This window comes from Methanolobus halotolerans (assembly GCF_004745425.1).
Taxonomy (GTDB): domain Archaea; phylum Halobacteriota; class Methanosarcinia; order Methanosarcinales; family Methanosarcinaceae; genus Methanolobus; species Methanolobus halotolerans.
Map to the genome: position 1 here is coordinate 1 of NZ_PGGK01000032.1, position 1,093 is coordinate 1,093.

The following is a 1,093-nucleotide window of genomic DNA, read 5'->3' on the forward strand; positions in this document are numbered from 1 at the left end:
ATGGCAACAGAACGATGGAAACATAGCAATACAACAGTGTATAACATCGGTTTTCATTTAATATGGTGTTCTAAATATAGACGAAATGTTTTAGAAAATGAGATTGAGGCACGTTTAAAAGAGCTTCTACAAGATAAAGCAGATAAAATCGGAATATCCATAGAAAAAATGGAAATAATGCCCGACCACGTTCATTTATTTGTAAAGGCTAATCCCACAATGAGTCCTCATTGGATTGTTCAACAATTGAAAGCTTATACATCTCGCATTTTAAGACAAGAATTTTCAGAAATGAGAACCAGACTACCGACATTATGGACTCGTAGCTACTACTGCGAATCAGTGGGCCATATTTCGGAAGCAACGGTAAAAAAATACATCGAGGAACAGAAAAACAAATGATACTCACCTACAAAGTCAAACATCATCGAGACTTTTCCGATGAACTCAGCAAGGCTAAACAAGTAGCCCAATATGTAGTAGAGCATCATCCACATTCTGCTAAATTCAGTTCTAAAGATGTAAAACATTTCGGGTTAAAATCCGTGATAAGTAACCAAATTGTCCGTAAATACGGGCGCAATCGAAATATAAAACGTGTCAATAAGGTCAAGCTAACAATTCCCAATCAAGGAATCCAGTATGACCCTGTAACACAGATTATCAAAATAACATCATTGAAACTTGAACTTAAACATGAAATCCCTATCTACTTCGACACTATTAATCAGATTGAAGTGGATAACGAATATCTTTATGTTTCTGTGACCCACAAAGAAAATTCGGAATACGAAGCTACAGAATGGTTAGGAGTAGACCGAAACACTACAGGTCATGTAGCAGTAGTAGCATCTACTGATACTGGAAAGATAATGAAGTTAGGTAAATCAGGACAACATATTCATGAAAAATACAAACACATTCGTAAAAATCTACAAAAAATAGGTAAGTACAGAAAGGTAAAGCAACTAAAAAACCGTGAAAGTAGAATTGTCCGTGATATTAACCACAAAATCAGCAAGAAAATAGTGGATAATGCCTATGAAAATGGCTACGGAATCAAGCTCGAAGAACTCAAAGGTATCCGTAATAA

Annotated in this window: 2 protein-coding genes; both read left to right on the forward strand. The window is 35.4% G+C overall.

Features of this window, described 5'->3' with window-relative positions:
- The coding region (gene tnpA / locus CUN85_RS12835) for an IS200/IS605 family transposase (RefSeq protein WP_135390697.1) at nucleotides 1-402 on the forward strand (402 nt) is incomplete at its 5' end.
- The coding region (locus tag CUN85_RS12840; RefSeq protein ID WP_135390698.1) for a transposase at nucleotides 399-1,093 on the forward strand (695 nt) is incomplete at its 3' end. The genes tnpA and CUN85_RS12840, both read left to right, overlap by 4 nt.